This window comes from Klebsiella quasivariicola (genome assembly GCF_002269255.1).
Classification (GTDB): Bacteria; Pseudomonadota; Gammaproteobacteria; order Enterobacterales; family Enterobacteriaceae; genus Klebsiella; species Klebsiella quasivariicola.
The window spans coordinates 4,736,028-4,762,096 of sequence record NZ_CP022823.1; the positions used below are offsets into that span (position 1 = coordinate 4,736,028).

Here is a 26,069-nt window from a genome sequence, read left to right on the forward strand (position 1 = left end):
TTGAGACGGGCAGCTTACGCTGCCCGTCGAATGTACTCTTCAACGAGTACAAAGCATAACATACTTCCCGGCGATCAGTAACGCTGGCGCCACTCCGCATCGCTGAACAGCTTATCCTGCTGCCCCATAAAGTAGCGATAGTAGGCGTCATAGGAGAGGACATTCTTCACGTAGCCGCGGGTTTCCGAGAACGGAATACTCTCGACAAACGCCACCGCATCAATCCGACCAGCGCTGTTCCCCTGCCAGGTCCTTACCCTGCCCGGCCCGGCGTTATAGGCCGCCGACGCATAGATACGGTTATTGCCGAACTGCTGATAGACGTACTGCAGATAGCTGGTGCCGATGTTGATGTTGGTTTCCGGATCCAATAGCTGCGACGGGCCGCTGTAGCCGGGAATGCTGAACATGCTGACGGTATGCGTCGCGGTGCCCGGCATAATCTGCATCAACCCGCTGGCGCCGACCGGTGAGCGGACTTTCGGGTTCCAGGCGCTCTCCTGACGCGCAATCGCCATCGCATAGCTCTGCGGAATATCTTTGCCGCTAACGTAGCGGGCAAACAGATCGTTATAGGCCAGAGGGAAACGCTCTTCCAGCTGATCCCACAGCTTACCGGCGATCGTCGCCTGCACGCTCAGATCCCACCAGTGCTGATCAAAGGCATAGCGCGCCAGCTGCGCCTGCTGGGATTTGGTGCGACTGGTGACCAGGTTCGCCCATTCGGTGCGCGCGGTGTTATCCATATTCCAGTACATCAGCTCACGCACTCGCGCCATCTCCGGCCCGGAAGCCAGCGCCGGGTCGATCGTGCCTGAGGCTTTGTCGATGCGGAAGGTATACTCCTCGCCAAGACGCTGCGCGGCGACCATCGGGTAGAACCCCCGCTGCTGCATCAACGACCGGAGGATCGCCTGTGCTTCCTCATCCCTGCCGCGCTCAAGCAGCAGATCCGCCTGCCAGTAACGCCATTCGTCTTTCTCTTTCGCCTCCATCGGCAGGCGCGCCAGCCAGGTGTTGAGGCCATGGCGATCGCCTGTCCCCAGCGCCATCCGCACGCGCCGCTCCACCAGCGGCGTGGACTGCGAACGCATGATCGCATCGTCGCGCCAGATGGCCTGCTCTTCGGTCACATCGGTACCCATCAGGCGCCAGGCGACAATATCACGTAGCTCCTGAGTTTGATCCTCGTTGAGCTGCTGAGCCTGCACCAACGAAGGGATCATCAGGCGAGCATTTTCCACATCCTGACGGGCGACGCTGGCGAAGGCGACGGCGGCCATCTGGCGGGTAAAGTCCGTCGCCCCGGTGGTGCGGGCGAAAGTCAGAACGCTGTTCGGATCGTTAGCCAGGGCGACGACGGCGGAAGCGATGCTCTGATAGTTGCCGGGCATTTGCTGAGCCAGCGATTTGACCAGCCCGATATTGCCGGCCTTCATCGCCAGGCGGATCCGTTCGAGATAGGCCAGCGGATCCTGCTGTCCGGAGTCGCGCCAGGCGTTGAACAGCGGCTCACAGGCGCCAGGCTGGTTCTTGCCCGTCAGCCACAGGTCTTTCGCCCCGCTCCAGGCTTCCTGCGACTGCCCCACGCTCAGCTTGGCGTAGTAATAGTTGCACTGTGCCTCGGTGCTGGTCGGCTTATCGGGACTAAACGCCAGTAGGCCACGCCAGTCGCTGCGCCGGGCCAGCTCATTCACGAAGCGCGAACGTAAGGAACGCGCCGGGGGCAGCGTCGGATTGGCGTCAATAAAGTTTTTCACCACCAGCGCCGGCTGGTTCATCAGATCGTCGGTGATCTGCCGGTACTGCAAATAGGGGTACAGGGGATAGGTGCTTAACGTGGGCATCAGCTGGTCGACTACATCCATCTGCCGGTTATCCCACGCCTGCTTAATTTGTGCGTAGCGGTTGCGCTGTTCATCCAGTGAATCCGCATGCGCCAGCTGACTCAACGTCAACAGACCAACGCTGGCAGCCAAAAGACGCCACGCCATTTTTTTGGCTTTTTCCACAAGCTCTTCCTCTTTCCGGTGCATTTTCGCAGCATCGTGCCGCTTAAAAGCCCCCGCCGGTTCGGCAGGCAGCTTTACTTATGCTAATCAGACAACGCTAAACGCGCCATGTCCTGGACATTTTTTTACGCTTCTGTGAATCCTGTCGCCTCGCTGGGATTAGCGCGCGAAAAAGGCTACACTTCGGCTTTGAACTATCTATCAAAATAGAAAGAGGCGAAGTCCAACGTGGCTCAATTCGTTTATACCATGCATCGTGTCGGCAAAGTGGTTCCGCCGAAACGTCATATTTTGAAAAATATCTCCCTCAGCTTCTTCCCTGGCGCGAAAATCGGTGTGCTCGGTCTGAACGGCGCCGGTAAGTCTACCCTGCTGCGCATCATGGCCGGTATCGACACCGAGATCGAAGGTGAAGCGCGTCCGCAGCCTGGCATCAAAATCGGCTACCTGCCGCAGGAGCCGCAGCTCAACCCGGAGCACACCGTGCGCGAGTCCGTTGAAGAAGCGGTCGCCGAAGTGGTTAACGCGCTGAAGGGTCTGGACGAAGTGTATGCCAAATACGCCGAGCCGGATGCGGACTTCGATAAGCTTGCCGCCCAGCAAGGCAAGTTCGAAGAGATTATCCAGGCGCACGACGGCCACAACCTGAACGTCCAGCTGGAGCGCGCGGCCGATGCCCTGCGCCTGCCGGACTGGGATGCGAAAATCGCGAATCTTTCCGGTGGTGAACGCCGCCGCGTCGCGCTGTGCCGCCTGCTGCTGGAAAAACCAGATATGCTGCTGCTCGATGAACCGACTAACCACCTGGACGCCGAGTCCGTCGCCTGGCTGGAACGCTTCCTGCACGATTTCGAAGGCACCGTGGTGGCGATTACCCACGACCGTTACTTCCTCGATAACGTCGCCGGCTGGATCCTCGAACTTGACCGCGGCGAAGGTATTCCGTGGGAAGGCAACTACTCCTCCTGGCTGGAGCAGAAAGATCAGCGTCTGGCGCAGGAAGCTTCTCAGGAAGCCGCACGCCGCAAATCAATCGAGAAAGAGCTCGAGTGGGTTCGCCAGGGCGCAAAAGGCCGTCAGTCCAAGGGCAAAGCCCGTCTGGCGCGCTTTGAAGAGCTTAACAACGTCGAATACCAGAAACGTAACGAGACCAACGAACTGTTCATTCCGCCAGGCCCACGTCTGGGCGATAAGGTTCTGGAAGTCAGCCACCTGCGCAAATCCTACGGCGACCGCGTGCTGATCGACGATCTGAGCTTCTCGGTACCGAAAGGCGCTATCGTCGGCATCATCGGTCCGAACGGCGCGGGTAAATCCACCCTGTTCCGCATGATGTCTGGCCAGGAACAGCCTGATTCCGGCACCATCACCCTGGGTGATACCGTTAAGCTGGCCTCCGTCGATCAGTTCCGCGACGCGATGGACAACAGCAAGACCGTGTGGGAAGAGGTCTCCGGCGGCCTGGATATCATGAAGATCGGCAACACCGAGATGCCGAGCCGCGCCTACGTGGGCCGCTTTAACTTTAAAGGCGTCGACCAGGGTAAACGCGTTGGCGAGCTGTCCGGCGGTGAACGCGGTCGTCTGCACCTGGCGAAACTGCTGCAGGTCGGCGGTAACGTCCTGCTGCTCGATGAACCAACCAACGACCTGGATATCGAAACCCTGCGCGCGCTGGAAAACGCCCTGCTGGAGTTCCCGGGCTGCGCGATGGTTATCTCGCACGACCGCTGGTTCCTTGACCGTATCGCCACCCACATTCTGGATTACCAGGATGAAGGTAAAGTTGAGTTCTTCGAAGGTAACTTTACCGAGTACGAAGAGTACAAGAAACGCACCCTCGGCGCCGACGCGCTGGAGCCGAAGCGAATCAAGTACAAACGTATCTCAAAATAAAATGCAAAAAGGCAACACAAGTTGCCTTTTTTAATGTTTGCTCCCTCTCCCATTGGGAGAGGGTCGGGGTGAGGGCTACAGGCCGCAGAGGACCTACCCCTGCTCGCCCATCAGCTGCTTCACCAGCTCAACGCAGCGCAGGAAGCGCGAATCGTAGTCTGACTCTTTAACATGGACAAATTCGATCTCGTTCTCTTTCAGCAGCGACACCAGCAGCGACTGAAACTCTTTACGATCCACCGAACTTCCAAGACTGCGCAGTCCATCGGCCACCCACGGGGTATTGTTCTCCAGCAGGATCACCAGGTCGAAACGGTATTCATCAATCAGCGCCTGCACGAACGGGTGCTCACGCCCCTCGTACTTCAGGCAGAAGGCCTGAGTGCTGACGAAGTCGGTATCGATAAACGCCACCTTGTTGGCGTATTTCACTGCAAAATCAATATACTGCGCATGCCCGAGGGCAATTTTATCGTAATCCGAATACTGGAGCGCCATCTCATCACCGCCGAGATGCGAAAAGACATAATCGCGGCCATACTCCCAGGCGCTGGTGGTGTTGAAGATATTGGCGAGCTTATTGACCAGCGTCGATTTACCGCTCGACTCGCCGCCGAGGATCGCCACCGTCCGCACAAAGAACGGTTTCACTTCCGTCGGAATATATTCCCAGTAGCGGAATGGGTTCTCGCGGATCTGCCCGCCGCTAATATTCATAAAGGACCGCTTAGGATCGATAAGCACCGTCTCGATCCCCAGATGCTCAAGGTATTGCGGCGCATCGGCCTCTTCCGAGGTATAGATCCGGTTCGGCTCGATCCCTTTTTCACTCATGAACGCGCGGATCCCATGGCTCCAGACGTCCCAGCCGTGCGGATAGGGCTCCATCCCCTCTTCATTGAAGGCGTGGATGCGAATATTCTTCTGATATTTAAAGGTCTGCAGCAGCCAGCGCAGGCGGTCAGGCACCGTCGGCTGCTGCGACATGGCGCTCTCTTCGAACAGCTCGCGGTCGCGGGTATCGTCATAGCCCATAATGATATGCAGCTCGTCGACCTGGCTACAGGCGCGCTGTATCAGATAGATATGCCCGGTATGCAGCGGGTAAAACTTACCAAACACCACCCCGACGCTTTTCTGCCGACGGGGAAACTCCAGCCCGAGAAAACGATGCAGCGCTTCAAGCTTCTGCGCGCTCGGGCTTTTGATTTTGGCATTCAGCAGCTGGCTGAGATACCCCTTGGTCATTCCGCTGGCTTCCGCCACCTGCTGCAGGGTACAGCCTTTCTGCTTAATGGCGCTTTTTAAATAGTCAAATGACGACATCGCTAATCTCCTTTTAACTTATTATAAGTCGTCAAAAACGCTTAGCGCGTCTGAAAGCTTTTTCACACCAAAGATTTGCATGCCTTCCGGTACTTTTTTCGGCACATTGGCCGCCGGGACGATGGCGCGGCGGAAACCGTGCTTCGCCGCTTCCGAGATACGTTCCTGGCCGCTCGGCACCGGACGAATTTCGCCCGCCAGCCCCACTTCGCCAAAGACCACCAGATCCTGCGGCAGCGGACGGTCGCGCAGGCTGGAAACCATCGCCAGCAGCAACGCCAGATCGGCGCTGGTTTCCGTGACCTTCACCCCGCCGACCACGTTGACGAAGACGTCCTGATCGGCCATCTGCAGGCCGCCGTGACGATGCAGCACCGCCAGCAGGATCGCCAGACGGTTCTGTTCCAGCCCCACCGCCACGCGGCGCGGATTGGACATCATCGAGTGATCCACCAGCGCCTGGATCTCCACCAGCAGCGGACGAGTCCCTTCCCAGACCACCATCACCGAACTGCCGGAGGTGATTTCATCTCCCCGGCTGAGGAAGATAGCGGAGGGGTTGCTGACTTCGCGCAGGCCCTGCTCGGTCATGGCAAAAACGCCGAGTTCATTGACCGCGCCAAAGCGGTTTTTATGGCTGCGCAACGTGCGGAAACGGGAATCGGCATCGCCGTCCAGCAGCACCGAGCAGTCGATACAGTGCTCCAGCACCTTCGGACCGGCCAGCGAACCGTCTTTGGTGACGTGGCCGACCATCACAATCGCCACGCCGCGAGTTTTGGCAAAGCGCGTCAGATAGGCCGCAGTTTCACGTACCTGGGCGACGCTGCCCGGCGACGACTGCACGTCGGCCATATGCATCACCTGAATGGAGTCGATGACCATCAGCTGCGGCTTTTCTTCATCGGCGATCTGGCAGATCTGCTCAATGCTGGTTTCTGAGAGCATATTCAGGTTGGCCGTCGGCAACCCGAGACGATGGGCGCGCATCGCCACCTGCTGCAGGGACTCCTCCCCGGTGACGTACAGCGTTTTCATCCCCTCCGCCAGTTTGCAGAGGGTTTGCAGCAACAGCGTCGATTTCCCGGCGCCGGGGTTGCCGCCAATCAGGATCGCGCTGCCCGGCACTACGCCGCCGCCCAGCACGCGGTCAAACTCTTTAAAGCCGGTGGAAAAGCGCGGCAGCGCCTCCAGGCTGATATCTGACAGCTTCTGCACCTTCGACACGCCGGCGTTACCGGCATAGCCTGAAAGACGCTCGTTTCTCGCCACCTGCGGCGACGCGGCGATGCGCATCTCGGTGATGGTGTTCCAGGCATGGCAGGCGCTGCACTGCCCCTGCCAGCGCGGATAATCCGCACCACATTCATTACAGACAAATGCGCGTTTTGGAGCTTTCGCCACGTTTACCTCTTACTTTTGGTTCATGCTGCCCGAGAGAATACAGAATACCCCCATCAGGTCAGCGTGGCGGATAGTCACTTCCGCCTGTTCATTCACTTTGGGCTTCGCGTGATAGGCAATGCCGAGGCCTGCCGCCTTAATCATCGGCAGGTCGTTGGCGCCATCACCGATAGCCACGGTTTGCGCCGTTGGGATCTCATACTTTTCCGCCAGCTTGCGCAACGTATTGGCTTTATATTTCGCATCGACGATATCGCCGAGTACGTTGCCGGTAAGTTTACCGTCGCGGATCTCCAGCTCATTGGCGAACACCGCGTCAAGATGCAGCTTGTCGCGCAGGTACTCTGCAAAGAAGGTGAAGCCGCCGGAGGCGATGGCCACTTTCCAGCCCTGCGTTTCCAGCTTGAGCACCAGCTGTGCCAGGCCCGGCATCAGCGGCAGCGCGTCGCGCACCTGCAGCAAAATACTGGCATCGGCGTCTTTCAGCGTCGCCACGCGCTGGCGCAGGCTGGCGGTGAAGTCCAGCTCCCCGCGCATCGCCCGCTCGGTCACTTCCGAGACCAGCTCGCCGGTGCCGGCCAGTTTCGCAATCTCATCAATGCATTCGATCTGGATCGCCGTGGAGTCCATGTCCATCACCAGCAGGCCCGGCGTGCGCAGATGGGGGATTTTACCCAATGGCGCGACGTCCAGCCCCGCCTCATGCGCCAGTCGCGTCGCACGCGGGGTAAGCGACCCCGCCAGGCGGATCACCTGGTAATCCTCGACTACCCAGGAGGCGACGATCACTAACGCGGCGCCCAGCTCACGCTGCCACGCCGTCAGCCGACGTTTATCCAGCCCACGACCATACAGCAGCCAGCCGCTGCGCCCGGCGTGATAATCCAGCGGCATGACCTCATCGCCGCTCAGGGAAAGCGGCAACCCAGGCCACAGGGAAACGTCTTCGGGCAGGTCGCACCAGGTCAAACTGTTAGGCATTACGGCTCCACATCTCTTCATTCAGGCGAGGAAAATAACGCATGAGGCTACCTTGTAACCAGCGCTTCTGGCAACATTAAGCTGCAAATTTTCAAAGGTGGAATATGGTTCGCGCAAAACTGAAATTCCGGCTGCATCGTGCGGTCATTGTTCTTATCTGTCTGGCCCTGCTCGTCGCACTGATGCAGGGCGCCTCGTGGTTCAGCCAGAACAGTCAGAAACAACGCAATCCGCAGCTGGAAGAGCTGGCCCGCACGCTGGCGCAGCAGGTGGTGCTGAATCTCGTGCCGCTGATGCGCAGCGAAACACCGGACGAGAAGCGCATTAATCAACTGTTGACGCAGCTGACCCACAACAGCCGCGTTCTCGACGCCGGCGTTTATGATGAACAGGGCGACCTGGTGGCTCGTTCTGGCGAAAGCGTCGAGGTTCGTGACCGGCTGGCGCTGGATGGCAAAAAAGCCGGCGGCTACTTCAACCAGCAAATTGTCGAACCGGTGCCGGGGAAAAATGGCCCGCTGGGCTATCTGCGTCTGACCCTCGATACCCATACCCTGGCGACCGAGGCGCAGCAGGTGGATAATACCACCAATATCTTACGCCTGATGCTGTTACTGTCCCTGGCGATCGGCGTGGTGCTGACCCGCACGCTGCTGCAGGGCAAACGCACCCGCTGGCAGCAATCGCCCTTCCTGCTCACCGCCAACAAGCCGGTTGAGGATGAAGACGATGAAAAGAAAGGAAATCTATAATGTCCACATTGCGCCTCCTGCTCTCTGACTCTTACGACCCATGGTTCAACCTGGCGGTCGAGGAGTGTATTTTCCGCCAGATGCCCGCCACCCAGCGGGTGCTGTTCCTCTGGCGTAACGCCGATACCGTGGTCATCGGCCGCGCACAGAACCCGTGGAAGGAGTGTAATACCCGACGCATGGAAGAGGACCACGTGCGGCTGGCCCGTCGCAGCAGCGGCGGCGGCGCGGTATTTCACGACCTCGGCAATACCTGCTTTACTTTTATGGCGGGCAAACCGGAGTACGATAAAACCGTCTCCACCGCTATCGTGCTGGCGGCGCTCAATTCACTCGGCGTAACCGCTGAAGCCTCCGGGCGCAACGATCTGGTGGTCAAAACTGATAACGGCGATCGCAAGGTGTCTGGTTCCGCCTATCGTGAGACCATGGACCGTGGTTTTCATCACGGTACCCTGCTGCTGAATGCTGATTTAAGCCGCCTCGCTAACTACCTTAACCCGGACCAGAAAAAGCTACAGGCCAAAGGCATCACCTCGGTGCGCGGGCGTGTAGCGAACCTGGTTGAGCTGCTGCCGGGCATAACTCATCAGCAGATTTGCGAGGCCATTCAGGAAGCGTTCTTCAGCCATTACGGCGAACGGGTGGACGCCGAGGTGATCTCCCCGGACAACACGCCGGATCTGCCGAATTTTGCTGAGACCTTTGCCCGTCAGAGTAGTTGGGAGTGGAACTTCGGCCAGGCGCCGGCCTTCTCTCATCTGCTGGACGAGCGCTTCCCCTGGGGCGGCGTTGAGCTGCATTTTGACGTCGAAAAAGGCCACATCACCCGCGCTAAGGCCTTTACCGATAGCCTGAACCCGGCGCCGCTGGAGGCCCTGGCGGCTCGTTTAGTTGGCTGTCAGTATCGGGCAGAAGTCTTGCAGCAGCAGTGTGAAGCGCTGATTGGGGATTTCCCGGAGCAGGAAGCGGAACTGAAACAACTGTCGGCGTGGGTGGCCGGCGCGGTGCGCTGATAAAAAGCCCGCTGCGCTTAGCGGGCCTGGAAAACCGTAGGCCGGGTCAGGCGAAGCCGCCACCCGGCACAACAGCTCTTACTCTTTATCGCCCAGCAGCACGGATTCCAGCGCGATTTTGATCATGTCGTTGAACGTGGTCTGACGCTCCGCAGCAGTGGTCTGCTCGTGGGTACGGATGTGGTCGGAGACGGTGCAGATGGTCAGCGCTTTCGCGCCGAACTCCGCCGCCACGCCATAGATACCCGCCGCTTCCATTTCCACGCCCAGAATGCCGTATTTTTCCATCACGTCAAACATGGACGGGTCTGGCGTATAGAACAGGTCAGCGGAGAAAATGTTGCCGACGCGCGCGTCAACGCCCAGCGCTTTCGCCGCGTCTACCGCGTTACGCACCATGCCGAAATCAGCAATCGCCGCGAAATCATGGTCTTTGAAACGCAGACGGTTCACTTTAGAGTCGGTGCACGCGCCCATGCCGATCACCACGTCACGCAGTTTGACATCTTCACGCACCGCGCCGCAGGAGCCGACGCGAATGATTTTCTTCACGCCGAAATCGGTGATCAGCTCTTTGGTGTAGATAGAGCAGGACGGGATACCCATCCCGTGGCCCATCACGGAGATTTTGCGGCCTTTATAGGTGCCGGTGAAGCCCAGCATGCCGCGCACGTTGTTCACTTCACGCACGTCTTCAAGGAAGGTTTCTGCAATGTGCTTGGCGCGCAGCGGGTCGCCCGGCATCAGCACGACGTCAGCGAAATCGCCCATTTCTGCGTTAATGTGTGGAGTTGCCATCTTCAGTTCCTTTTACATTGTTGTTTTTGCCGGGTGGCGGCTACGCCTTACCCGGCCTACAAATCGTAGGCCCGGATCGCTGTGCGCCACCGGGCAATGACCTCAGAACATGGCTTTGCCATATTCCATGTCAGACGTACCAAAGTATTTCGCGAGAGTCTGGCCGATATCGGCGAAGGTTTCGCGGTGACCGAGCGAACCTGGCTTCACTTTCGGGCCGTACACCAGCACCGGGATATGCTCGCGGGTGTGGTCAGTACCGGTCCAGGTCGGGTCGCAGCCGTGGTCGGCGGTGAGGATCAGAATGTCATCTTCTCCAACCAGCTCCATCAGCTCCGGCAGACGGCGGTCAAACAGCTCCAGACCTGCTGCATAGCCGGCAACGTCACGACGGTGACCCCAGGAGGAGTCAAAGTCGACGAAGTTAGTAAAGACGATGGTCTCGTCGCCCGCTTCTTTCATCTCTTTGATGGTCGCGTCGAACAGCGCGTCCAGCCCGGTGGCTTTCACTTTCTTAGTGATGCCGCAGTTGGCGTAGATGTCGGCGATTTTACCCACGGACACCACGTGGCCGTTCTTCTCGTCAACCAGCTTCTGCAGCACGGTCGGCGCCGGCGGCTCGACCGCCAGGTCGTGACGGTTGCCGGTACGCTGGAAGTTACCGGCTTTATCGCCGATGAACGGACGGGCAATAACGCGGCCAATGTTGTAGCCACCTTCGGTCAGCTCTTCGCGGGCGATTTCGCACAGCTCATACAGCTTGTCGAGGCCGAAAGTCTCTTCATGGCAGGCGATCTGGAACACCGAGTCCGCCGAGGTATAGAAAATCGGTTTCCCGGTTTTCATGTGCTCTTCGCCGAGCTGATCGAGGATCACCGTCCCGGAAGAGTGGCAGTTGCCGAGGTAGCCCGGCAGGTTGGCACGCTTCACCAGCTTATCCAGCAGCTCCTGCGGGAAGCTGTTTTCATGATCGCTGAAGTAGCCCCAGTCAAACAGCACTGGCACGCCAGCGATTTCCCAGTGGCCGGACGGCGTATCTTTACCGGAAGAGAGTTCATGCGCCCAGGCATAGGCGCCAATCACGTCGGCATTGCCATCCATTCCGGCGGCAATTTTACCGGTAGAACCTTCATGCGCTTTCACCAGCCCCAGACGGGTCAGGTTCGGTAAATTCAGCGGGCCTTTGCGGCCATTGTCAGCCTCGCCTTTGGCGCAGGCTTCTGCAATGTGGCCCAGCGTATCGGCGCCGACGTCGCCAAAGCGGTCTGCGTCTTCCGTTGCACCAATCCCAAAGGAGTCCAGCACCATGATAAATGCACGTTTCATCTTGTTCTCCATACATCTTGCGCTGCAAAAAAGCGATCAGATCAGTATATCGCTATTCAGTGATACGGCGATAGACCGTCGGTGTAATTTCCGGGGCTTTATCGTCCAGTTTAATGGCCGCTTTGACCGCTTTCGCGGCCTCCTGCCAGCTGTTCTCGTCTTTGGCATGGATCACCGCCAGCGGACGCTGTCCGTCCATGCGGTCACCCAGACGGGCCATATCGGTAAAGCCAACGCTATAGTCAATGGTGTCTGATGCCTGACGGCGCCCGCCGCCCATAGAAACCACTGCCATTCCCAGCGCGCGAGTATCCATCGCGCTGATAAAACCTTCGGTATCAGCATAGACCGCTTTGCTCAGCATCGCTGTCGGCAGATAATGATCATAATTCTCGACAAAGTCGGTCGGCCCTTTCTGCGCCGCCACCATGCGGCCAAAGACTTCCGCGGCTTTACCGTTATCCAGTACCGCCTGCAGCTTCGCGCGCGCCTCGGCGTCATCCGCCGCCAGCTTGCCGGAGATCAGCATTTCCACACACAGCGCCATCGTGACGTCAAACAGGCGTGGGTTGCGATATTCGCCGGTCAGGAACTGCACCGCTTCGCGAACTTCAACGGCGTTGCCGGCGCTGGAGGCCAGCACCTGATTCATATCGGTCAGCAGCGCGGTGGTGCGCACGCCGGCGCCGTTGGCAACACCCACGATCGCTTCGGCCAGCGCGGCAGAGAGTTCATAAGTCGGCATAAAGGCACCGCTGCCGACTTTGACGTCCATCACCAGCGCGTCCAGCCCTTCCGCCAGTTTCTTGGCCAGAATCGAGGCGGTAATCAGCGGGATGGAGTCCACCGTCGCGGTAATATCGCGGGTGGCATAGAAACGTTTGTCGGCCGGAGCAAGCGAGCTGGTCTGCCCGATAATCGCCACGCCGACATCTTTAATAATCTCGCGGAAGCGGTTGTCGTCCGGGAAGATATCGAAGCCCGGGATCGCTTCCAGTTTGTCCAGTGTACCGCCGGTATGGCCGAGGCCGCGGCCGGAGATCATCGGTACGTAACCACCGCAGGCGGCCACCATCGGCCCCAGCATCAGTGAAGTGACATCCCCAACGCCGCCGGTAGAGTGTTTATCGACGATCGGACCGTTAAGGTTGAGGCTTTTCCAGTCCAGAACGGTACCGGAATCCCGCATCGCCATGGTCAGCGAAACGCGCTCCGGCATAGACATATCGTGGAAGAAAATGGTCATCGCCAGCGCGGCGATCTGTCCTTCTGAGATAGTATTGTCGCGGATGCCGTTGATGAAAAAGCGGATCTCTTCATCGCTTAATGCATGACCATCACGTTTTTTACGAATAATTTCTTGTGCGAGAAACACGGTAACCTCCCAAAGAGAATAAATTGCCGGATGGTGGCGCGAGCGCCTTATCCGGCCTACAGGCATCCATTCGTAGGCCGGATAAGCGCAGCGCCATCCGGCAAATCAAGGGATTAGTAGCTGCTGGCGCTCTTACCGTCGCCGTGGCCCAAGGCTTTCAACAGGCTGGCCAGCAGGCTGGAGGCACCAAAGCGGTAATGACGGGCATCGGCCCAGTCGGCACCAAACAGCTCATCGGCAATCGCCAGGAACTGCTGCGCATCTTCCGCGCTGCGCACGCCGCCGGCAGGTTTGAAACCAACGGTTTTCTCCACGCCCATATCGCGGATCACTTCCATCATGATGCGCGCGCTTTCCGGCGTGGCATTCACCGGCACTTTACCGGTCGAGGTTTTGATGAAATCGGCCCCGGCTTTGATAGAGATTTCTGACGCTTTACGAATCAGCGCTTCTTCTTTCAGTTCACCGGTTTCGATGATCACTTTCAGCAGCACGTTGGCCGCCGCACAGGCCTCTTTGCAGGCTTTCACCAGCTCGAAGCCGACCTGCTCATTGCCGGCAATCAGCGCGCGGTACGGGAAGACTACGTCCACTTCATCAGCGCCATAAGCGATTGCCGCGCGGGTTTCCGCCAGCGCGATGTCGATATCGTCATTACCGTGCGGGAAGTTGGTGACCGTGGCGATGCGGATATCCGGCGTTCCCTGCTCGTTCAGCGTCTTACGGGCAATGGGGATAAAGCGCGGGTAGATGCAGACCGCCGCGGTGTTACCCACCGGGGTTTTCGCCTGATGACACAGGGCAATCACCTTCTCATTGGTGTCGTCATCATTCAGGGTGGTCAAATCCATCAGTTTTAACGCGCGCAGGCTGCTTGCTTTCAAATCAGTCATTTCATACTCCGCCGGCGCAGTGCCGGTTCAATAGTTTGTTCACCTTGCGAGTCTGTTACTATTGTAACATTCACTCACCGTTACACTTCGACATTCATCACAGTTAATGAAAACTAATTACTAATTTGCATTACTATGACGTGACTTAAATCACAAAACATAACCTCATACTGCGGCAATTATCGTCAGTCTCCTCTTAAGCATAATCGATACCACGCCGCCGACGAGAATGTTATAATTCTAACACACAATAACAGTCCTGCTCGATACCGTGGCGCACATTTTGCCCACCTCCCAGACAATAAAACCATTACCAATTGAAATATAAATTATTTTTTAGAAGGGCAAAAATGATGGAATTATCACAATTTCAGTAAAACCAGCGGCACGCTGGCCGCTGGTTCAGGAGAGGCTTACAGAGCGAGGAAAACTCCGGCGATGGTGGCGCTCATCAGATTAGACAGCGTTCCCGCCGCCACCGCGCGCAGACCAAGCTGAGCGATATCCTGACGCCGGTTGGGCGCCATCCCCCCAAGTCCGCCGATTAAAATGGCGATCGATGACAGGTTGGCAAAGCCGCACAGTGCGAAAGAGATAATGGCTTTAGTATGATCTGATATCACCTGCAGCCCGGCCGCCGCCACTTCCGCGTCCGCCCGCAGATATTCGCCAAAGTTCATATAAGCAACGAACTCGTTAATGATCAGCTTCTGGCCGATAAACGACCCGGCCACTGTCGCTTCATGCCACGGTACGCCAATTACCCACGCCAGCGGTGAGAAGACCCAGCCGAGGATCATTTGCAGCGACAGATCCGGATGGTTAAACCAGCCGCCGACGCCGGAAAGAATCCCGTTCAGCAGGGCGATCAGCGCAATAAACGCCAGCAGCATCGCACCGACGTTAAGCGCCAGCTGCATACCAGACGCGGCGCCAGAGGCAGCGGCATCCAGCACGTTGGCCGGTTTATCCGCGTCAGCGCTTTGGCTGTCATGGGCCGGGTTATCGTCGGGTTTTTCCGTTTCCGGTACGATGATTTTGGCAAACAGCAGACCTCCCGGCGCCGCCATAAACGACGCGGCAATGAGGTACTCCAGCGGAACGCCCATCTGCGCGTAGCCCGCCAGTACCGAGCCCGCCACCGAGGCCAGGCCGCCGCACATGACCGCAAACAGCTCCGAGCGGGTCATGGTGGCGATATAAGGACGCACCACCAGCGGCGCTTCGGTCTGACCAACGAAGATGTTCGCTGTAGCCGATAGTGATTCAGTACGCGAGGTCTTCAGTACTGCCCGTAGCGCGCCGCCGAGAATACGAATCACCAGTTGCATAATGCCCAGGTAGTAAAGCACAGCAATCAGCGACGAGAAGAAGACGATCACCGGCAGCACGCGCAGGGCGAAGACGAAGCCGCCGCCGCCAAACACCTCGAACATTTTATCGGAGACCAGCCCACCGAAGATAAAGCTGATCCCTTCGTTACCATAGGCGATTACGCTGGCGACGCCATTCGACATCGCTAGCAGCGCCGAGCGCCCGGCCGGTACATATAATATCAATGCGCCGATACCCACCTGGATTATCCAGGCGCCGAGCACGGTGCGCAGGTTAATGGCTTTTCGGTTATTGGAGAGCAGCACAGCAATGGCCAACAGCACCACCATGCCGATAAGTCCCATGAGGATTTGCATACAGATTCCCTGTGTTTCGATAGTCCAGTACTAACGGCGTGATTATATCGGCCTGAAACTATCCTGCCCGCCTGGCTTCACACATTTTAAGCAAATCAATGAGATGGAAGGATAATAGTGAGAATCCGATCACCATACCTGGGCAGGTGAAAGCGAGAACAGCGCGCGCGTGTTGTGCATAATCTCTTCGGCGATCGTCTCCGGAGGCTCCGGGCGCAGCTCGCAGAGCGACTCGAAGACCCGCGCAACCTGCTCCGGGCGATTGGGCTGTCCCTGAAAACCGTTAAGCGGCATATCCGGCGCATCGGTCTCCAGCAGCAGAGCGGAAAGCGGCAGACGCGCCATCACTTCGCGGGTTTTACTGGCGCGGGGATAGGTAATAGTGCCGCCAACGCCGATCTTATAGCCAAGCTGAACAAAGCGCTCGGCCTGCTGCAGGCTGCCGGCAAAGCCATGGACGACCCCGGTGCGCGGCAGGGCATGCTTTTTCAGGAGCATCGCCAGCTTATCGTGGGTGCGTCGGGAGTGGAGGATCACCGGCAGATCGTAACGCTTTGCCAGACGCAGCTGCGCTTCCAGCAACGTCTGTTGACGATCAAACCGCGGATCGTCGCGATAAAGATCGAGGCCAATCTCTCCCACCGCCACCAGCTTAGGAGGGCGCTGCGCCAACAAGGCGTCCAGCTGCGCCAGCCCCTCCTCGGTGTGCTCTTCGATGACGATCGGATGCATGCCCAGTGCGGCATACAGCGCCTCATGCCGCGCCGCCAACGCCAGTACCGAATTGAAACGCTCGGCGGAGATCGACGGGACAATGATCTGCTCGACGCCGGCCTGCGCCGCACGTTCCAGACTGGCAGTTTCATCGGCTGTGAAGGGGGGAAAATCGAAGTGGCAGTGGGTATCGATAAAACGGTGGCTCATGCCAGATCCTCATGATCAAAGCTGGCGTCATTCGCCTGCGGCGCGGCGATGATCGTCGCCTGAGGCGCCTCATTGGCCACCGGTACCGGCGGCACCACCACCGGCGTCGGGCGGGCAATACGCGGCGTATGGCGCAGCAGCGGCGGCCGGTCAGCCAGCAGTTTACCCACGGTCGCCAGGAAATAACGGCCACACTGGCGTCCGGTTTTGTAGTCCTCCAGCAGCGCCGGCAACCGGCTGCCGAGTGCCATACTGCGCAATGGCCGCTGCGGATAAATTTCGAAAATCCGCAGCTTACCGGGCGGTTTCTCGATGAACTGCTGGATGGCGCGGTAGGTGGTTTCGTGATGATGCACCAGATTAACCAGCGGCTGCAGGCTACTCTCTCCCAGCCAGCGCTCCATCCGCTTGAACCACTGCGGGGTATAAAACATCTGCGAAGGGACAGTGCGGATCACCACGATGGTCTGGGCGCCACGGCGGGCCGCCTCCTGCACCGGGATCGCATCGCTGACGCCGCCATCAAGATAGCTAACGCCGTCAAGCAACACGCCGCTGCGATAAAAACCGGGGATGGCGCTGGAGGCGCGGATCAGATCCAGCCAGGTCTGCGGCGTCGGTGAAAAATAGCTGGCGGAGTAATCGTCGCCGCGGCAGGCGCACATCCATAGTTCTTTCCCCAGTGCGAACTGCGCTTCGGCATAGTTCATGGCGAGCGGCATCTGCTGCGAAGTAGCCTCGACCAGCCAGTCGAGATCGATAAGGTTGCCGCCGCGCACAAAACGCATCGGATCAAAAAACTGGCGTGAAGTGGTGTAGCGGGTGATGACTTTGCGCGCATACCCTTGCTGATTACACATATAGGCGGAGAGGTTTTGCGCGCCGGCGGAGGTACCCAGCATCAGGTCAAAGGGGTTAAATCCGGCGCGCATAAATTCGTCCAGCACCCCGGCGGTGAAAATCCCTCGTTGTCCTCCGCCTTCGCACACCAGCGCCAGCTTGCCTGGTCGAAAGGGTTTAACCGCCAGCGGGGCGATATTGCCCAGCGTGACGGGAATGCGTTGCCCCACCCTGCTTTCCTGTTCGATTGGTCTTCTCCTCACAAGGTAGCGCAATTTACCCGCCGCTTAAACCGCGAAAGCCAGTCCGCAGGACTGGCTTTGTGTAAGATGACGTGTCAGTAAAAACGCTCAGGCTTCAGTATCGCCCGGATTGATGACCGTCTAAGGACGTCTGCGTCCTGTAAACAGGCTTACCAGGAACAGGATAATCCCGACAACAAAGACGATTTTCGCGGCACCAGCGGCTGTACCCGCCAGGCCACCAAAGCCCAGGGCCGCAGCAATTAATGCGATGACCAGAAAAATAATTCCCCATCGAAACATACTTTTCTCCTTACCATAATGGACGGTGAACAGCGGTTTGCGCACCCTTTCTGTATAGCGCATCGCTCAGTGGGTGCTGCTATTCGTTCGGCAACCTTGGCCAGACAACACTTTTGTTAATAACTCGATTTACTTAACGCTAAGATCGTTGCGCACGCTTTTAACCCCAGAAACCGCTTTCGCAATCTCTGCGGCACGCTCCGCCTGCGCCGCGGAAGCCACCGTACCGGTCAGATGTACCGCGCCGGCGTTGGTTTCGACTTTCACATTGCGCGAAGGGACAATGTCATCGGCCAGCAGCTTGGCTTTCACTTCGCTGGTAATGGCGGTATCCCCGGCATAGCCTTTCAGCGTCGCCGTCTCACTCGATGATTTGTGCTTAACCGTCAGCTTGTCGTTGACGTGCGAGACGCCTTCGACCCCTTTCGCCACGCTCAGTGCCTGACTTTTCTGTTCAGTACTGGTGACGTCGCCGCTGAGGGTGACCACTTTATTCTCCGTTTTCACCGAAATATCGCCGGAGTTAATATCTTTATGGTCGATCAGCGCCGCTTTTACCCGAGCGGTAATGGTGCTGTCATCCATAAAATCGCCGACTTTATTAATCGAATTGTCTACTGCCTCTCCCGCATTGCTGGCAGCCGACTTCGCACTGTCTACCGTTGTTTTTTCCGTCTCTGCCGAGGCGTTCAACGCGGCTAAGCCTAAGAAGAGCGCCAGCAACATATTGGCATTCTTTAGTCTGGTCATCGTGATGTCCTCGTTTTCTCACCAGCGCTGGCGTCTTATCGCAGTGAATTACGCCAGCATTTTTAAAATCACGAATTAAATATAGTAGACAGACGAAGGGGTTGCGGAGGATATGGATAAAAAACAGACGAATTAGCGGTGTTTTAAGAACTTTCCAGAAGGAGGGAAACGCGGGCGCGAGAAGAAAAAAGCGCGGGCAATGCCGCGCTTCGTCAGGGATTAGTGCTCGCGTGTTTTACGGAACACCACGTCAGGATAACGCTCCTGCGTCAGGTTCAGGTTGACCATTGTTGGGGCGATATAGGTCAGATTATCGCCGCCATCGAGCGCCAGCTGAACTTCGTTTTTACGTTTGAACTCTTCGAATTTCTTCACGTCCGTGGATTCAACCCAGCGCGCGGTGGCCACGTTGACCGATTCGTAAATCGCTTCCACGTTATATTCGCTTTTCAGACGCGCCACGACCACGTCGAACTGCAGCACACCAACGGCGCCGACGATCAGATCGTTATTGGCGATCGGACGGAAGACCTGTACCGCGCCCTCTTCAGAGAGCTGAACCAGCCCTTTCAGCAGCTGTTTCTGCTTCAGCGGATCCTTCAGGCGAATACGGCGGAACAGCTCCGGCGCGAAGTTCGGAATACCGGTGAACTTCATCATTTCACCCTGAGTGAAGGTATCGCCAATCTGAATGGTGCCGTGGTTATGCAGGCCGATAATATCGCCAGGATACGCTTCCTCAACGTGAGAACGGTCGCCGGCCATAAAGGTCAGGGCGTCGGAAATCACCACGTCCTTGCCGATACGCACCTGGCGCAGCTTCATGCCTTTCTCATATTTACCGGATACCACACGCATAAAGGCCACGCGGTCGCGGTGTTTCGGGTCCATGTTGGCCTGAATTTTAAACACGAAGCCGGTGAATTTCTCTTCTGCGGCCGTCACTTCACGGGTGTCGGTGTTACGCGGCATCGGCGCTGGCGCCCACTCCACCAGGCCATCGAGCATATGGTCAACACCGAAGTTGCCTAACGCGGTCCCGAAGAACACCGGCGTGATTTCGCCGGCCAGGAACAGATCTTTGTCGAACTCGTTCGACGCACCCTGCACCAGCTCCAGCTCGTCGCGCAGTTGCTGCGCCAGGTCTTCACCCACCGCCGCATCGAGATCCGGGTTGTTGAGCCCTTTGACGATGCGCACTTCCTGGATGGTATGGCCTTTACCGGTCTGATACAGGTAGGTTTCATCTTTGTAGAGATGGTAAACGCCTTTGAACAGCTTGCCGCAGCCGATAGGCCAGGTAATCGGCGCGCAGCCGATTTTCAGCTCGTTCTCAACTTCATCCAGCAGCTCCATCGGATCGCGGATATCACGGTCGAGTTTGTTCATAAAGGTGAGGATCGGCGTATCGCGCAGACGGGTAACTTCCATCAGCTTACGGGTCCGGTCTTCGACGCCTTTCGCCGCATCGATAACCATCAGACAGCAGTCAACCGCCGTCAGGGTACGGTAGGTATCTTCGGAGAAGTCTTCGTGCCCCGGGGTATCCAGCAGGTTCACCAGGCAGTCGTGATACGGAAACTGCATCACCGAGGTGGTAATCGAGATCCCACGCTGTTTTTCCATCTCCATCCAGTCGGATTTCGCGTGCTGGCTGGAGCCACGGCCTTTTACAGTACCGGCGGTCTGAATCGCCTGTCCGAACAGCAGCACTTTTTCGGTGATGGTGGTCTTACCGGCATCCGGGTGAGAAATAATGGCAAAAGTGCGGCGTTTGGCCACCTCTTGCAGATAAGGAGACAACGTCATAATTAATCTTCTAAGTAAACGCGGCAACGGGCCGCGCAGGTGGAATACGAAAAATTGCGGCTATTTTACCCATCAACGGGGGGGAGGCAATCAGTGTTTACACAGGAGCTGCTCCAGTTCGCGTAACGAGGTCACCGTCCAGTCCGGCTGGAGGTCCGCCGGCAGCTCGCGCTGATGTGCATTGAGCCAGCAGGTCGCCAGCCCGGCGTTCACACCGCCGCGAATATCCGACTCGGCGGTATCACCGACCATCAGTACTCGCGAGCGCGGTGGATTACCCGCCTGCGCCAGCGCATAATCGAAAATACGCGCATCCGGCTTGGCGACGCCCACCTGTTCAGAAATAATCAGTAAATCAAAGTGATCGCGTAAACCGGTGCGTTCCAGGCGCGTCTGCTGCAGCGAAGTAAAGCCGTTAGTGATAATGCCCATTTTGACTTTCCCCTGCAGCGCATTGAGCAGCGAAACCGCGCCCGGCAGCGGCGCACAAATTTCCGCCATCGCATTCATAAACGCGTCGTTGAGCTCACCCGGCTTAACGTTTAAACGTTCCGCCCAGCTGTCAAAACGCTGGTGCTGCAACTGTAGCGAGGTAATGGCGCCGTTTTGATAATCCACCCACAGCGGCTTATTTACGGCCTGATAGTCCTGAAAATCTTCGGCGGTAAATGTCACGCTGTAGTCGAGAAACATCCGCTGTAAGCCGCTGAAAGAATCAAACGTAAACAACGTTTCATCGGCATCAAAGAAAATCCAGTCCCATTTCATCGTATCACCTTGTCTTACATACTGATTGGCAGAGCCATAATAATGGCGTCTTCGCGCCCGTCGACCGTCGGATAGTAGTTGCGGCGGATGGTCGCCTCGTTAAAGCCTACGCTTTCATACAGGGCGATAGCGGCAACGTTGGATGCCCGCACTTCCAGCCACAGCGTGACGACGCCGAGTTTTTCGACTTCATCGATGACATGTTCCAGCAGCGCTCGCCCCAGGCCGCGGCGCTGGTAAGCGGGATCGACGGCGATGTTAAAAAGCGTCGCTTCATCGAGGACAATCTGAGTAATGGCGAAAGCCGCCATTTCCCCATCCACCGACAGCTGATAATTACGATAGCGTTCCCCCTGGTTACTGGCCAGGGTCTGTTCGCTCCACGGGAAAGCGTGGGCGCGTTTTTCGATTTGCCAGGCTCGAGTTAAATCAGCCGTGCTGAGGGTAGAAATCGTGTTCATGTGCGCAGATTTGTTGCCAGAGCGCCTTACGAGCCGACGCGCTGTTCTGGAGTTCATCAAAAGCGGGGCTGGACACCTGAGCGCCCGCCAGCGGCAGCGACGCCTCTGTGCCCAACCGCCAGCTATTACAGCGGCTCTCCTGCGGCAGCATCGCCACCCGCTCGGGGGTAAGCTGCAGGACCTGATCTGGCGTTACGGCCAGCGCGCGTAATATGTCGCCAATCAGCGGCTCTGTCAGCGACGGCGGGGTTTCCGCCACCATCACCAGACGAATATGTTCAGGAAGCGAGATAGCGATTTCGCCCTGTAACGCCCCCGGTCGGCGCAGCGACCACTGGGTAATGCCCAGCTGCTGTAGTTGCCAGTCTCGTCGGGATGTCATAGCGAAACACTCCTGTTAAACAAGCGCGCAATATAGCAAATCCGTCGTATCTGCGCCAACAAACTACTATAATCGGCGCCAGTCTTAATGAAGGAGTGTTTCATGTCCGCTTTTACCCCGGCAAGTGAAGTCTTGCTGCGCCACAGTGATGATTTCGAGTCCGCCCGCGTTCTGTTTGCCGGTGACCTGCAGGATGACCTGCCTGCTCGTCTGGATACCGCGGCCAGCCGCGCCCACACCCAGCAGTTCCACCACTGGCAGGTCCTCAACCGCCAGATGGGTGACAACGTCCGTTTTAGCTTAGTGGCCGAGGCCGCTGACGTCGCCGAATGCGATACCCTGATCTACTACTGGCCGAAGAACAAACCAGAAGCGCAGTTCCAGCTGATGAACCTGCTCTCTCTGCTGCCGGTGGGAAGCGATATTTTCGTCGTCGGCGAAAACCGCAGCGGCGTCCGCAGCGCGGAACAAATGCTGGCTGAATATGCGCCGCTGAATAAAGTCGACAGCGCGCGTCGCTGTGGTCTATACCATGGCCGTCTGGAAAAACAGCCATCCTTCAACGCCGACGCGTTCTGGGGCGAATATGCGCTGTATAATCTGACCATCAAAACCCTGCCAGGGGTCTTTAGCCGCGACGGTCTGGACGTGGGCAGCCAGCTGCTGCTCTCCACCCTCGAGCCACATACCAAAGGAAAAGTGCTGGACGTCGGCTGCGGCGCGGGCGTGCTGGCCGCGGTGCTGGCCAGCCATTCACCGAAGGTGCGCCTGACCCTGTGCGACGTCAGCGCCCCGGCGGTGGAAGCCAGCCGCGCGACGCTTGCCGCCAACGGTTTTGCAGGCGATGTGTTTGCCAGCAACGTCTTCTCCGAGGTCAATGGTCGCTTCGACATGATTATCTCTAACCCGCCATTCCATGACGGGTTGCAGACCAGCCTCGAGGCGGCCCAGGCGTTGATCCGCGGCGCGGTTCGCCATCTGAACAGCGGTGGTGAGCTGCGTATTGTTGCCAACGCCTTCCTGCCATATCCCCAGGTGCTGGATGAGACATTTGGCTTCCATGAGGTGATCGCCCAGACCGGACGCTTTAAAGTCTATCGCACCATCATGACCCGACAGGCGAAAAAATAACGCCCTCTCACGCCGGCGGCCCGTTCGCGGTACCGCTGGCGCTTCCCGCGGGCAAATCCGCCCATTTTTGCAGCAATCGATACAACCTGCATAATTAACTATTGACGTGCCGCCGAAAACCACTAGAATGCGCCTCCGTGGTAACGATACTTTCATAGTGTCGATGGTATGCGAAGGTGGCGGAATTGGTAGACGCGCTAGCTTCAGGTGTTAGTGTCCTTACGGACGTGGGGGTTCAAGTCCCCCCCCTCGCACCAACGAGGCAATATCCAAAGAAAGAATACTGTGCGAAGGTGGCGGAATTGGTAGACGCGCTAGCTTCAGGTGTTAGTGTCCTTACGGACGTGGGGGTTCAAGTCCCCCCCCTCGCACCAACGAGGCAATATCCAAAGAAAGAATACTGTGCGAAGGTGGCGGAATTGGTAGACGCGCTAGCTTCAGGTGTTAGTGTCCTTACGGACGTGGGGGTTCAAGTCCCCCCCCTCGCACCAATATTCTTCCTTCCCCGGCCTCATCCCCTCAGTTTAATATCCAGCAACATCAGCATAATTCCACTAATCAGTGCGACGCACGATGGTAGCAGAATAAAATGGCGCAGTTGACGATGCCATATCATTGCCGCAGACATCAGCATGCCCACCGCGACCAGCAACCGCCATACGTCAGCCGACACCCCGGCATACCCGAGAGCGACAATCAGCGCGCCGGGAATCACCACTCCCCAGCCGCTTCCTAATGCTCGCTGCAGCATGGTTTCACCTCTCATAATGATAATGATAACCAATATCATATGATAATTTTTATCATTTGTCATTTGCGATGTGCTTCGTCCCTTTTTCTTTACGTTCGCGGTAATGACATACATTCATGAAGGTGATAAATTAAGCGAAATTAACGATATATATTAAATATTTTGCTTATTTTGCAAATACCCTTTTTTTGCACATTGTTATCAGACTCTTCATTTTTGGCTTTCATCATTTTGAAATTTAACGACTAATAATGATTCTTCCGATATGACTGCACAAACCTGGCGAGCACACTACGCACAAAAATATCAATATTCTTTACGGCTTTTTTTACTGCTTAATTTCATTTCCTCCTCTCTGTCGCTGGTCAGCCCCCTATTTACGGTAGTTCGTTTTACGCTGCCCTGCGCCCTGATCGTGGCCTGTAGCGGGCTGATGCTGCTTTGGCACTGGAAATGGCCGCAAGCGAAAATAAATATTCCCGCTATCTCGTTGTTATTTGGCATGCTGTGGGCATGGCATGTGGTGGCAAAAGCAATGCTATTGACACCGCCGCATTTTAACTATCTGGTGATCGCCCTATTAAGCATTTTGTTTATCGGCACCATCGCTTTTTCCAATAATATCACTGCCTTTACCCTTCACTCTTTACCGACTTTCCTTGCCTGCCTGATAATGGCGGAAGGGGAACAATGGTTGCGCATGACCTACTGTTTTATGCTGCCTATTGCCGGCATTACCCTGCAAAATATTATCCAGAAGCGCAGCGATGCCTTTACACAGGGATTAATGGATAAACTGATGCAGGAACGCAATACGCTCAACGATCTCAGTATGCTGGATCCCCTGACCGGTCTGTATAATCGCCGCGGGCTGCAAAATCGCCTCGATACGCTGCTGGCGCTGGACGGCGATAACCACTATGTGCTGCTTCTCGATATCGATCACTTTAAAGCCTATAACGACCACTATGGCCATATGATGGGTGACCAGGCACTGATTCGCGTCTCTGCCGCCATTCGCAACGCCGTGCGCTCACGCGATATTGTCGCTCGCTTTGGCGGAGAGGAGTTTATGGTGTTACTGACCAACAGCAGTAAAGAAACCGCCTGGCAGGCTGCCGAACGCATTCGTCAGCGAGTCTACGATTTGAAGATCCCCCATATGTTTAATGAAAGCGTCGCGACCAACGTCACCATCAGCATTGGCCTGACGCCATTAATTGATGACAACATTGAGCAAGCGCTGGCGCGAGCCGATGGGGCACTCTATGAGGCCAAAAATAAAGGCCGTAACATTATTCTTGCCAGCTAACCTTCAGGCGCCGCGACGCCGACAAAAACCTTGCCATGCTACCTGCAAACAACTAATATCAGGAATCATTATCATTTAGATTTGTATCTGGAAATCGCATGGCCTGGCGTTCCCTTCCTCTCAGCGATGAACTCATTTGGCGGGCTCCCCTCCCGACGGCTGAGCGCGCCCTGGCGGAAAGTATTCGGGAAAAAATCGCGACCCTGCGTCCTCACCTGCTGGATTTTCTGCGCCTGGATGAACCGGCCCCCCGGCACGCGTTAACCCTTGCCGAGTGGTCGCAACCCACTGCGTTACGCTCCCTGCTGGCAACTTATTCCGATCATATCTACCGTCATCAACCGACGCTACCGCGGGAACAGAAGCCCCTGCTCTCGCTCTGGGCGCAATGGTATATCGGTTTGCTGGTCCCTCCCTTGATGCTGGCGCTGCTCAATGAGCCGCAGGGCCTCAGCCTGGCGCCAGAACATTTCCACGTCGAATTTCACGAAAGCGGCCGGGCCGCCTGTTTCTGGATTGATGTGCATAGCGATGCGGGAATTGAAAGGCTTTCCCCCCAGGCGCGGATGGATATTCTGGTCACGCGTACCCTGCAGCCGGTTGTTGAGGCGCTGGAAGCGACGGGTGAGATCAATGGCAAGCTTATCTGGAGCAATACGGGTTATTTGATTAACTGGTATCTTGGGGAAATGCGCGCGCTGCTGGGTGATGAACAGCTTGCCGCCCTACGCCAGCACTGCTTCTTTGAAAAACAGCTCACCGATGGCCAGGATAACCCGCTGTGGCGAACGGTGGTGCTGCGTGAAGGGCAGTTAGTCCGACGCACCTGCTGTCAGCGCTATCGCCTGCCGGATGTCCAACAGTGCGGCGACTGCACCCTAAAATAACCCCCTGTACGTCATAAAACGGGCGACCGCCGCCGCCCG

Annotated in this window: 24 protein-coding genes, 3 tRNA genes and 1 pseudogene; 10 read left to right on the plus strand and 18 right to left on the minus strand. The window is 57.1% G+C overall.

Translation table 11 applies throughout. The features are described from left to right. Nucleotides 1-74 precede the first annotated feature (74 nt). Nucleotides 75-2,012: a murein transglycosylase gene (gene sltY, locus B8P98_RS23875; protein ID WP_095033474.1), complete on the minus strand. Its 1,938-nt coding sequence runs from the start codon at nucleotides 2,010-2,012 to the stop codon at nucleotides 75-77. 228 nt (nucleotides 2,013-2,240) lie between these two features. Between sltY and ettA the strand changes: the two genes are divergently transcribed. After that, nucleotides 2,241-3,908, plus strand: a complete 1,668-nt coding sequence (gene ettA / locus B8P98_RS23885; RefSeq protein WP_025711742.1) for an energy-dependent translational throttle protein EttA — start codon at nucleotides 2,241-2,243, stop codon at nucleotides 3,906-3,908. Between the two features lie 93 nt (nucleotides 3,909-4,001). Here the strand turns inward: ettA and nadR are convergent, their stop codons facing one another. From nadR to serB, 3 genes are read right to left on the minus strand one after another with little or no spacing between them, the layout of a single operon-like run. Further along, nucleotides 4,002-5,234, minus strand: a complete 1,233-nt coding sequence (gene nadR / locus B8P98_RS23890; RefSeq protein WP_095033475.1) for a multifunctional transcriptional regulator/nicotinamide-nucleotide adenylyltransferase/ribosylnicotinamide kinase NadR — start codon at nucleotides 5,232-5,234, stop codon at nucleotides 4,002-4,004. A gap of 21 nt (nucleotides 5,235-5,255) precedes the next feature. Continuing rightward, on the minus strand, nucleotides 5,256-6,638 hold the full coding sequence (gene radA / locus B8P98_RS23895; RefSeq protein ID WP_002887800.1) for a DNA repair protein RadA: 1,383 nt from the start codon (nucleotides 6,636-6,638) through the stop codon (nucleotides 5,256-5,258). 9 nt (nucleotides 6,639-6,647) lie between these two features. Continuing rightward, on the minus strand, nucleotides 6,648-7,619 hold the full coding sequence (gene serB / locus B8P98_RS23900) for a phosphoserine phosphatase (RefSeq protein WP_095033476.1): 972 nt from the start codon (nucleotides 7,617-7,619) through the stop codon (nucleotides 6,648-6,650). A gap of 104 nt (nucleotides 7,620-7,723) precedes the next feature. Between serB and B8P98_RS23910 the strand changes: the two genes are divergently transcribed. Together B8P98_RS23910 and lplA are read left to right on the plus strand one after the other, a co-directional pair. Next, nucleotides 7,724-8,371: a YtjB family periplasmic protein gene (locus B8P98_RS23910; RefSeq protein WP_080897756.1), complete on the plus strand. Its 648-nt coding sequence runs from the start codon at nucleotides 7,724-7,726 to the stop codon at nucleotides 8,369-8,371. Beyond that, complete coding sequence (gene lplA / locus B8P98_RS23915; RefSeq protein WP_025711745.1) at nucleotides 8,371-9,387, plus strand: lipoate--protein ligase LplA; 1,017 nt, start codon at nucleotides 8,371-8,373, stop codon at nucleotides 9,385-9,387. The genes B8P98_RS23910 and lplA overlap by 1 nt, the downstream gene beginning before the upstream one ends. Nucleotides 9,388-9,465: 78 nt before the next feature. Here lplA and deoD read toward each other — a convergent pair whose 3' ends face one another. The 13 genes from deoD to B8P98_RS23980 form a co-directional block, all read right to left on the minus strand. Then, on the minus strand, nucleotides 9,466-10,185 hold the full coding sequence (gene deoD, locus B8P98_RS23920) for a purine-nucleoside phosphorylase (RefSeq protein WP_002887789.1): 720 nt from the start codon (nucleotides 10,183-10,185) through the stop codon (nucleotides 9,466-9,468). Nucleotides 10,186-10,287: 102 nt separating this feature from the next. Continuing rightward, the gene (gene deoB / locus B8P98_RS23925; RefSeq protein WP_025711747.1) at nucleotides 10,288-11,511 is read right to left on the minus strand and encodes a phosphopentomutase; all 1,224 of its coding nucleotides are present in this window, start codon (nucleotides 11,509-11,511) and stop codon (nucleotides 10,288-10,290) included. Nucleotides 11,512-11,563: 52 nt separating this feature from the next. Then, nucleotides 11,564-12,886, minus strand: coding sequence for a thymidine phosphorylase (gene deoA, locus B8P98_RS23930; RefSeq protein WP_087805286.1), 1,323 nt, complete (start codon nucleotides 12,884-12,886; stop codon nucleotides 11,564-11,566). Between the two features lie 113 nt (nucleotides 12,887-12,999). Next, the gene (deoC, locus tag B8P98_RS23935; protein ID WP_004886530.1) at nucleotides 13,000-13,779 is read right to left on the minus strand and encodes a deoxyribose-phosphate aldolase; all 780 of its coding nucleotides are present in this window, start codon (nucleotides 13,777-13,779) and stop codon (nucleotides 13,000-13,002) included. 413 nt (nucleotides 13,780-14,192) lie between these two features. Continuing rightward, complete coding sequence (locus B8P98_RS23940; RefSeq protein WP_025711749.1) at nucleotides 14,193-15,470, minus strand: NupC/NupG family nucleoside CNT transporter; 1,278 nt, start codon at nucleotides 15,468-15,470, stop codon at nucleotides 14,193-14,195. A gap of 129 nt (nucleotides 15,471-15,599) precedes the next feature. Then, nucleotides 15,600-16,394: a TatD family hydrolase gene (locus tag B8P98_RS23945; protein ID WP_095033477.1), complete on the minus strand. Its 795-nt coding sequence runs from the start codon at nucleotides 16,392-16,394 to the stop codon at nucleotides 15,600-15,602. Further along, on the minus strand, nucleotides 16,391-17,464 hold the full coding sequence (locus B8P98_RS23950; protein WP_025711751.1) for a patatin-like phospholipase family protein: 1,074 nt from the start codon (nucleotides 17,462-17,464) through the stop codon (nucleotides 16,391-16,393). Before B8P98_RS23950 ends, B8P98_RS23945 begins: the two co-directional genes overlap by 4 nt. Nucleotides 17,465-17,617: 153 nt before the next feature. Then, nucleotides 17,618-17,779, minus strand: coding sequence for a DUF1328 domain-containing protein (locus B8P98_RS23955; protein ID WP_002887716.1), 162 nt, complete (start codon nucleotides 17,777-17,779; stop codon nucleotides 17,618-17,620). Nucleotides 17,780-17,908: 129 nt separating this feature from the next. Continuing rightward, the gene (osmY, locus tag B8P98_RS23960; RefSeq protein ID WP_080924923.1) at nucleotides 17,909-18,529 is read right to left on the minus strand and encodes a molecular chaperone OsmY; all 621 of its coding nucleotides are present in this window, start codon (nucleotides 18,527-18,529) and stop codon (nucleotides 17,909-17,911) included. A gap of 219 nt (nucleotides 18,530-18,748) precedes the next feature. After that, the gene (gene prfC, locus B8P98_RS23965) at nucleotides 18,749-20,338 is read right to left on the minus strand and encodes a peptide chain release factor 3 (RefSeq protein WP_025711754.1); all 1,590 of its coding nucleotides are present in this window, start codon (nucleotides 20,336-20,338) and stop codon (nucleotides 18,749-18,751) included. A gap of 90 nt (nucleotides 20,339-20,428) precedes the next feature. Next, nucleotides 20,429-21,106: a pyrimidine 5'-nucleotidase gene (yjjG, locus tag B8P98_RS23970; protein WP_025711755.1), complete on the minus strand. Its 678-nt coding sequence runs from the start codon at nucleotides 21,104-21,106 to the stop codon at nucleotides 20,429-20,431. Nucleotides 21,107-21,120: 14 nt separating this feature from the next. Next, entirely contained in the window at nucleotides 21,121-21,567 is a 447-nt protein-coding gene (gene rimI, locus B8P98_RS23975) for a ribosomal protein S18-alanine N-acetyltransferase (protein WP_025711756.1), read from the minus strand. Continuing rightward, nucleotides 21,536-21,949, minus strand: coding sequence for a DNA polymerase III subunit psi (locus B8P98_RS23980; protein WP_025711758.1), 414 nt, complete (start codon nucleotides 21,947-21,949; stop codon nucleotides 21,536-21,538). Before B8P98_RS23980 ends, rimI begins: the two co-directional genes overlap by 32 nt. 102 nt (nucleotides 21,950-22,051) lie before the next feature. Between B8P98_RS23980 and rsmC the strand changes: the two genes are divergently transcribed. The 4 genes from rsmC to B8P98_RS24000 all read left to right on the plus strand — a co-directional run bounded on the left by rsmC (nucleotide 22,052) and on the right by B8P98_RS24000 (nucleotide 23,571). Then, nucleotides 22,052-23,080: a 16S rRNA (guanine(1207)-N(2))-methyltransferase RsmC gene (gene rsmC / locus B8P98_RS23985; protein ID WP_080924922.1), complete on the plus strand. Its 1,029-nt coding sequence runs from the start codon at nucleotides 22,052-22,054 to the stop codon at nucleotides 23,078-23,080. Nucleotides 23,081-23,250: 170 nt separating this feature from the next. Continuing rightward, nucleotides 23,251-23,337: transfer RNA gene (locus tag B8P98_RS23990), tRNA-Leu, on the plus strand. A 30-nt stretch (nucleotides 23,338-23,367) separates the two neighbouring features. Continuing rightward, nucleotides 23,368-23,454, plus strand: a tRNA-Leu gene (locus tag B8P98_RS23995). Between the two features lie 30 nt (nucleotides 23,455-23,484). After that, nucleotides 23,485-23,571, plus strand: a tRNA-Leu gene (locus B8P98_RS24000). Nucleotides 23,572-23,591: 20 nt separating this feature from the next. Here B8P98_RS24000 and B8P98_RS24005 read toward each other — a convergent pair. Further along, nucleotides 23,592-23,831: a DUF1435 domain-containing protein gene (locus tag B8P98_RS24005; protein ID WP_025711760.1), complete on the minus strand. Its 240-nt coding sequence runs from the start codon at nucleotides 23,829-23,831 to the stop codon at nucleotides 23,592-23,594. Between the two features lie 70 nt (nucleotides 23,832-23,901). Between B8P98_RS24005 and B8P98_RS31240 the strand changes: the two are divergent. From B8P98_RS31240 to fhuF, 3 genes and pseudogenes are all read left to right on the plus strand, one after another. Continuing rightward, nucleotides 23,902-24,073: pseudogene (locus B8P98_RS31240) on the plus strand (hypothetical protein). Nucleotides 24,074-24,096: 23 nt separating this feature from the next. Continuing rightward, a complete protein-coding gene (locus tag B8P98_RS24010) occupies nucleotides 24,097-25,143 on the plus strand; it encodes a GGDEF domain-containing protein (protein ID WP_025714037.1) in 1,047 nt (348 codons plus the stop codon). A 98-nt stretch (nucleotides 25,144-25,241) separates the two neighbouring features. Beyond that, nucleotides 25,242-26,030 carry a siderophore-iron reductase FhuF gene (gene fhuF, locus B8P98_RS24015; RefSeq protein ID WP_095033478.1) on the plus strand — a complete coding sequence of 263 codons (789 nt, stop codon included), beginning with the start codon at nucleotides 25,242-25,244 and terminating at the stop codon, nucleotides 26,028-26,030. Nucleotides 26,031-26,069: the final 39 nt, after the last annotated feature.

Excerpts from the sequence above, each read along its gene's own strand:
- nadR (WP_095033475.1), bottom strand. The coding sequence starts at position 5,234 with ATGTCGTCATTTGACTATTTAAAAAGCGCCATTAAGCAGAAAGGCTGT.
- serB (WP_095033476.1), bottom strand. The coding sequence starts at position 7,619 with ATGCCTAACAGTTTGACCTGGTGCGACCTGCCCGAAGACGTTTCCCTG.
- B8P98_RS23910 (WP_080897756.1), top strand. The coding sequence starts at position 7,724 with ATGGTTCGCGCAAAACTGAAATTCCGGCTGCATCGTGCGGTCATTGTT.
- lplA (WP_025711745.1), top strand. The coding sequence starts at position 8,371 with ATGTCCACATTGCGCCTCCTGCTCTCTGACTCTTACGACCCATGGTTC.
- deoD (WP_002887789.1), bottom strand. The coding sequence starts at position 10,185 with ATGGCAACTCCACACATTAACGCAGAAATGGGCGATTTCGCTGACGTC.
- deoB (WP_025711747.1), bottom strand. The coding sequence starts at position 11,511 with ATGAAACGTGCATTTATCATGGTGCTGGACTCCTTTGGGATTGGTGCA.
- deoC (WP_004886530.1), bottom strand. The coding sequence starts at position 13,779 with ATGACTGATTTGAAAGCAAGCAGCCTGCGCGCGTTAAAACTGATGGAT.
- B8P98_RS23940 (WP_025711749.1), bottom strand. The coding sequence starts at position 15,470 with ATGCAAATCCTCATGGGACTTATCGGCATGGTGGTGCTGTTGGCCATT.
- B8P98_RS23945 (WP_095033477.1), bottom strand. The coding sequence starts at position 16,394 with ATGAGCCACCGTTTTATCGATACCCACTGCCACTTCGATTTTCCCCCC.
- B8P98_RS23955 (WP_002887716.1), bottom strand. The coding sequence starts at position 17,779 with ATGTTTCGATGGGGAATTATTTTTCTGGTCATCGCATTAATTGCTGCG.
- osmY (WP_080924923.1), bottom strand. The coding sequence starts at position 18,529 with ATGACCAGACTAAAGAATGCCAATATGTTGCTGGCGCTCTTCTTAGGC.
- prfC (WP_025711754.1), bottom strand. The coding sequence starts at position 20,338 with ATGACGTTGTCTCCTTATCTGCAAGAGGTGGCCAAACGCCGCACTTTT.
- yjjG (WP_025711755.1), bottom strand. The coding sequence starts at position 21,106 with ATGAAATGGGACTGGATTTTCTTTGATGCCGATGAAACGTTGTTTACG.
- rimI (WP_025711756.1), bottom strand. The coding sequence starts at position 21,567 with ATGAACACGATTTCTACCCTCAGCACGGCTGATTTAACTCGAGCCTGG.
- B8P98_RS23980 (WP_025711758.1), bottom strand. The coding sequence starts at position 21,949 with ATGACATCCCGACGAGACTGGCAACTACAGCAGCTGGGCATTACCCAG.
- rsmC (WP_080924922.1), top strand. The coding sequence starts at position 22,052 with ATGTCCGCTTTTACCCCGGCAAGTGAAGTCTTGCTGCGCCACAGTGAT.
- B8P98_RS24005 (WP_025711760.1), bottom strand. The coding sequence starts at position 23,831 with ATGCTGCAGCGAGCATTAGGAAGCGGCTGGGGAGTGGTGATTCCCGGC.
- B8P98_RS24010 (WP_025714037.1), top strand. The coding sequence starts at position 24,097 with ATGACTGCACAAACCTGGCGAGCACACTACGCACAAAAATATCAATAT.
- fhuF (WP_095033478.1), top strand. The coding sequence starts at position 25,242 with ATGGCCTGGCGTTCCCTTCCTCTCAGCGATGAACTCATTTGGCGGGCT.